The 5,857-nt window shown below is 67.6% G+C and carries 5 protein-coding genes; all 5 read right to left on the bottom strand.

Features of this window, described 5'->3' with window-relative positions:
- The coding region (gene glpD / locus ABF821_RS19480) for a glycerol-3-phosphate dehydrogenase (RefSeq protein ID WP_415531279.1) at positions 1 to 1,198 on the bottom strand (1,198 nt) is incomplete at its 3' end.
- Between the two features lie 202 nt (positions 1,199 to 1,400).
- Positions 1,401 to 2,180, bottom strand: coding sequence for a DeoR/GlpR family DNA-binding transcription regulator (locus ABF821_RS19475; protein ID WP_182972962.1), 780 nt, complete (start codon positions 2,178 to 2,180; stop codon positions 1,401 to 1,403).
- 4 nt (positions 2,181 to 2,184) lie between these two features.
- The gene (gene recQ, locus ABF821_RS19470; RefSeq protein WP_415531278.1) at positions 2,185 to 4,047 is read right to left on the bottom strand and encodes a DNA helicase RecQ; all 1,863 of its coding nucleotides are present in this window, start codon (positions 4,045 to 4,047) and stop codon (positions 2,185 to 2,187) included.
- A 25-nt stretch (positions 4,048 to 4,072) separates the two neighbouring features.
- On the bottom strand, positions 4,073 to 4,447 hold the full coding sequence (locus tag ABF821_RS19465; protein ID WP_182972960.1) for an OmpA family protein: 375 nt from the start codon (positions 4,445 to 4,447) through the stop codon (positions 4,073 to 4,075).
- Positions 4,448 to 4,950: 503 nt separating this feature from the next.
- A partial coding sequence (locus ABF821_RS19460) for an amino acid ABC transporter ATP-binding/permease protein (RefSeq protein ID WP_415531277.1) occupies positions 4,951 to 5,857 on the bottom strand: 907 nt, incomplete at its 5' end.

Below are 5,857 nucleotides of genomic sequence, written 5' to 3'. Positions count from 1 at the left end.
AGGGCCGGCTGGCCGTCCATCCGGCCCCACCCAGAACCGGCAGGCTCGGCGCCAGCTTCTCCAGCGCATGCTCCGCAAGGCGCCGGTAGGTCGTGATCTTGCCACCGAAGATCGACAGCAACACCCCCTCGCCCGGCGGCGCATCCACATCCAGCACATAATCGCGCGTCACCGCCGAGGCATTCTGCGCCGCGTCGTCATAAAGCGGCCGGACCCCGGCATAGGTCCACACGACATCCTCGGGCGTGACCGCCTTGCGGAAATACCGGTTCACGCTCTCGCACAGATAGCGCACCTCATCGTCGGCAATCCGCACCTCCCCCGGATCGGCGGCCCACGGAATATCGGTGGTGCCGATCAGCGTGAAATCCCGCTCATAGGGAATGGCGAACACGATCCGCCGGTCGGGATTCTGGAAGATATAAGCCTGTTCGCCCTCGAAGCAGCGCGGCACCACGATGTGGCTGCCCTTGACCAGCCGCACCTGTTTGGATGTCCCGATCGCCAGCGTATCGCGCAGAATGCGCTCCACCCACGGCCCGGCGGCATTCACCAGCCCGCGCGCCCGCACCACCTGCTGGCCGCTCGCGTCCTCGATCGTCGCTTCCCACACGCCATCGACCCGGCGCGCCGCGACCAGCCGGGTGCGGGTCCGGATATCGGCGCCCTTCGCCCGCGCATCCATGGCATTCAGCACCACCAAACGGCTGTCCAGCACCCGCCCGTCGGAATAGATGAATGCGCGCCGATATTCCGGCCGCAGCGGCGTACCCACCGGGTCGCGGTCCAGCCGCACCCCGCGCGAGCGCGGCAGCGTCATCCGGCCACCCAGATGGTCGTACAGGAACAGCCCCATCCGCAACATCCAGGCCGGCCGCACCAGCCTGGAATGCGGCAGCACGAAAGAAAGCGGCCAGATGATATGCGGCGCGATCGCCAGCAGCCGCTCGCGCTCGATCAGCGCCTCACGCACCAGACGGAATTCGTAATATTCCAGATACCGCAACCCGCCATGAATCAGCTTGGTACTGGCGGACGAGGTATGGGACGCCAGATCGTGCTGTTCCACCAGCAGCACCGACGCCCCGCGCCCGGCGGCATCCCGCGCGATGCCGACGCCATTGATACCGCCCCCGACAATCAGCAGGTCATAGGGTTGCTGCGCGGCATTCACCGCACGTGATGGATCGGACAGCATGACTCGTTCCTCCTGCCATGTTCGTAAACGAACACAAAAGCAAAAATCAACGCAAAACGAAGCGATGGAGCGCGGTTCCGAACCCAAGAACCCTGATTATTTTGTCATGAAGCGCACACAGATGTTCGTTTTAGAACATGGTACCCACAAAAAGCAGACAAACCGCGCGAACCCGAAAGGACCGATCCGCGCCACGGCGCGTTTACGGACTCACACCGGCGATATGCAGGGCGATCTGATGCTGCTCCAGCACCGCCCGCACCGATGGCGGCGGCGGCCGATCGGTGAACAGCGCATGCACGTCCGACAGATGCCCAACCCGCCCCATCGGCCGCCGCCCGAACTTGGTATGGTCGGCCAGCAGGAACACCGTGCGCGCATTCCGCATGATCGCCCGCGCAAGGTCGATTTCGTCGAGATCGAAATCCAGCAACGTTCCGTCTTCCTCGATGCCGCTGATGCCGATCACCCCGAAATCCGCGCGATACTGGTCGATCATCGCCGTCGCGGTCGGGCCGGTAATCCCCCCGTCATGCGAGCGCACCGTGCCGCCCGCCACCACGACGCGAAAACTGGCCTCCGGCGCCAGGGTCGAGGCCACATGCAGATTGTTGGTAATCACCCGCAACCCCTGGCGATGCCGCAGCGCCCGCGCGAAGGCTTCAGTCGTGGTGCCGATATTGATGAACAGCGACGAATGGTCGGGAATTTCCCTGGCCGCGATCTGCCCGATCGCCTCCTTCTCCCGCCGGTTGAGAATCTGCCGCTCCGCATAAGCAATGTTCTCGATCGACGAGACCAGCCCCGCCCCGCCATGATGCCGGGCCAATTGCCCGATCCCGGCCAGATGGTTCACATCGCGGCGGATCGTCTGCACCGCCACACGCAGGCGCTGCGCCAGTTCCTCATTGGCCACATAACCACGCGCGCGCACCAGCGACAGAATCTCGCGATACCGTTCCTCGGAGGGCACCCCGGCCATCGGCTCAGCCCGCCTCGGCCAGAACCTGCAACACGGCGTCGCCATAGCGGTCCAGCTTCGACGCACCCACGCCCTTGATCCGCCCCAGTTCGTCCAGCGTCTCCGGACGTTCGATCGCGATGTCATGCAGCACCGCGTCGTGGAAGATCACATAAGGCGGAATTTCCTGCTCACGCGCCTCGCCCAGCCGCCAGGCACGCAGCGCCGCGAACGGCCCCTCGGCCTCGGGCGGCAGATTGACCACCGGCCGCGCCGTAGCCGCCCGCGCGGCGCCCCCGGCCCGCGCGCCACGCGCCGTCTTCAATTCCTCCACCGGGTCGTCGCGCAGCAACACCTTGTCCTCACCGCGCAGGATCGGACGCGCCACGGCTTCATTCAGCGCCAGCGCGTTATAATCGCCGGTCACGCGAATGGCCCCACGCGCGATCAACTGCCGGATCACCCCGCGCCAGAACTGCTCGGGCCTGTCCTTGCCGATACCGAACACGCTCAGCCGATCATGGCTGTAGCGCGCGCCCATCTCACTCTCCTTGCCCCGCAGCACCGCCGCCACATGCACCGCGCCGAATTTCTGGCCGATGCGATAGATCGTCGACAGAACCTTCTGCGCCTCGACCGTGCCATCGAACGAGGCGACCGGGCTGCGGCAATTGTCGCAATGCCCGCACGGCGTGGCCAGCGTCTCGCCGAAACAGCCCAGAAGCGCCTGCGTGCGGCACCCCGTGGTCTCGGTCAGGGTAATCATCGCCTCCAGCCGGGCGCTCATGATCCGCTTCTGGGCCTCGGGCGCCGCCGATTGCTCCAGCCAATGCCGGGCCCGCGCGATATCGTCCCCGCCATAGAGCAGAACGGTCTCCGATTTCTCGCCATCACGACCGGCCCGGCCGATCTGCTGGTAATAGGCTTCGGGCGACGAGGGCATGTCCAGATGCACCACCGTCCGCACATCGGGCCGGTCGATCCCCATGCCGAAGGCAACGGTCGCGACGATCACCACCGGCTCGCCCGAGCGGAACCGGGCCAGCGCGGCCCGCTTCTCGATCGGCGACAGCCCGGCATGGAACGGCAGCGCCGGCCAGTCGCGCTCGACCAGCGACCGCGCCACCCGCTCGGTCTTGTTGCGACTGCCGCAATACACGATCGCGGCCTCCCCCTCATGCCGCCCCAGCACCTCCAGCAACTGCCGCAGTTCCGAAGTCTTCGGCCGTACCGCGATGTCCAGATTGGGCCGATGAAAACTGGCGCGCAGGACCAGCGCATCCGGCATCGCCAGCGCACCGAGAATATCGGTCTGCGTGCGCGGGTCGGCGGTCGCCGTCAGCGCAATGCGCGGCACACCGGGAAAATGCTCGGGCAGCGTGGCCAGCGCCCGGTATTCCGGCCGGAATTCATGCCCCCAGGCCGAGATGCAATGCGCCTCGTCGATCGCAATGACCGAGATCGTCAGCCGCGACAGCCGCTCCAGCGTACCGGGCGACAGCAGCCGCTCGGGCGAGACATACAGGATATCCAGCCGGCCGGCCGCCAGATCCGCGCGCACCCGCGCGGCATCGTCGGGTTCCAGTTCCGAATGCAGCGCCCCGGCATTCACCCCCACCTGCCGCAGGGCCGCCACCTGGTCGTCCATCAGCGCGATCAGCGGCGAAATCACCAGCCCGGTGCCCGGTCGCGCCAGCGCCGGCACCTGGTAGCAGATGCTCTTGCCACCGCCGGTCGGCATCAGCACCAGGCAGTCGCGCCCGGCCATCACCGCGTCCACCGCTTCTTCCTGAAGACCCCGGAAATCGGGGAATCCGAACACGCGCGACAGGATCGCGCGCGGCGTATCCTCGGGCTCCGGGGCGGTCATGCCGGCGGCGGGCGACATCGTCATCCGGTCCGTAACGGGGGCGTCAGGGTGCGGCAATCTCGATCTCGACCCGGCGCGAGCCCACGGCGCCGTCCTCGTTCGAAGGTGCACGCGGCTTCTGTCGGATTCGATCGGCCCGCACCCCGTCCGCCACCAACTGGCTCGAAACCTTCTTCACCCGGTCGATGGCCAGCAGGGCATCCGCCGACAGATCGCCATGCGCCGAGGCATAGCCTTCGACCGTCACCACCGATTGCGGATAATGCGCCGCCTGCTCCGCCGCATGCTGCACCACCCACAGGGCCGGGTCTTCCAGCGCCGTGGAATCACGGGTGAAGAACACGACATATTTCCGCGACGGACCATCGGCGCACCCTGCCAGCAGACACAACCCCAGAACGAGAGAGAGGCGACGCATCGGTAGATCCCCTTGCTTAACCGGCTTACGGATGAATCCGCCGCCAACAATGCGGGAAAGTCAGCGACATATGGATAGGGAACCTTGGTGCCCCCTCCCCACCCCCACGTCAACAGTTTCTGCCCGGAGAGGCGCGCTGGCGGCGATCCGACGCGCGTTTTCTGCGCTTCGCGGCGGGCGGCCATCAAGGCCGCTCCGCTGCGATGCTCGAAAACACACGACGGGCGCGGCCCTGACGGGCCGCTCTCGCTCACCAGCACGGCTCTCCGGGCAGAAACCCCCGTTCCTACGAAAAAGCGCCCCGCTTCAAACGGCGGCGGCGACCATCCGGCCGTCCGACAGACGCCACACGCGCGTTGCCTGCGCTTCGCGGCAGGCGCCCACCAAGGCCGCTCCGCTGCGATGCTCGAAAACACACGACGGGCGCGGCCCTCACGGGCCGCTCTCGCTCGCCAGCATGCCTCTCAGGGCAGAAACCCCGCTCCCTGAAAAACCCCTCCGCCTCAGACGGCGGCGGCGACCGCCCGGCCGTCCGACAGACGCCATACACGGTCCAGCCTTTCCACACCGACCAGACGATGCGCGATCAGGATCACGGTGCGACCGGCCGTCACATCGTAAAGCGTCGTCAGGAAGTCCCGCTCGGTCTCCGCATCCAGGCCGGTCGCCGGCTCGTCCAGGATCAGGATCGGTGCGTCAGACAGCAGCGTGCGCGCCAGCGCGATCCGCCGCCCCTGCCCGCCCGAAAGCGATGCCCCGCCCTCGCCCAGCCAGGCGTCCAGCCCATCGGGCAGCGCGCGCACCACATCGCCCACCTGCGCGCGATCCAGCGCCGTCCACAGATCGGCCTCGGTCGCATCCGGCCGGCCCAGCAGAAGGTTGGCGCGGATGGTATCGGCAAACAGATGCGTCGCCTGCGACAGCCACGCCATCCGCTGACGCACGGAGCCGCTCTCCAGCGTCGCCAGATCCTCGCCCCCCAGGATGATCCGCCCCGATGTCGGCGCCGCCACCTTCAGCAGCAGCGCCGCGAGGCTGGATTTCCCGATCCCCGAAGGCCCCAGAATGGCAACCCGCGCCCCCTGCCTGATCTCCAGCGTCAACCCGTCGAACACGGCTCCCCGATCCGCCTGCCAGCGGAACGATACCTGTTCGAAGCGAATATCGGTGCCCGCTGGCGCCGGCCGTGTCCCCACCGGCACCACCGGCCCATCCGCCTCGCCGACCGCGACCACCCGCGCCGCCGCGCGACTGATGCCGCCGGCCAGCGCCCCGGCGCGCGTCAGGCCGCCGGCACTCTCGAAACCGGCAATCACCAGGAACAGCAGCCCCACCCCACGCGCCGCCGGGATCGGCCCCCGCCCCCCACCGAGGGTCGCCGGCCGCCCCGCCAGCACAGCCGCCTGCCCG

The sequence above is a fragment of the Gluconacetobacter sp. genome (assembly GCF_047721585.1).
Taxonomy (GTDB): Bacteria; Pseudomonadota; Alphaproteobacteria; order Acetobacterales; family Acetobacteraceae; genus Gluconacetobacter; species Gluconacetobacter dulcium.
This window is presented reverse-complemented; position numbering and strand designations above follow the sequence as displayed.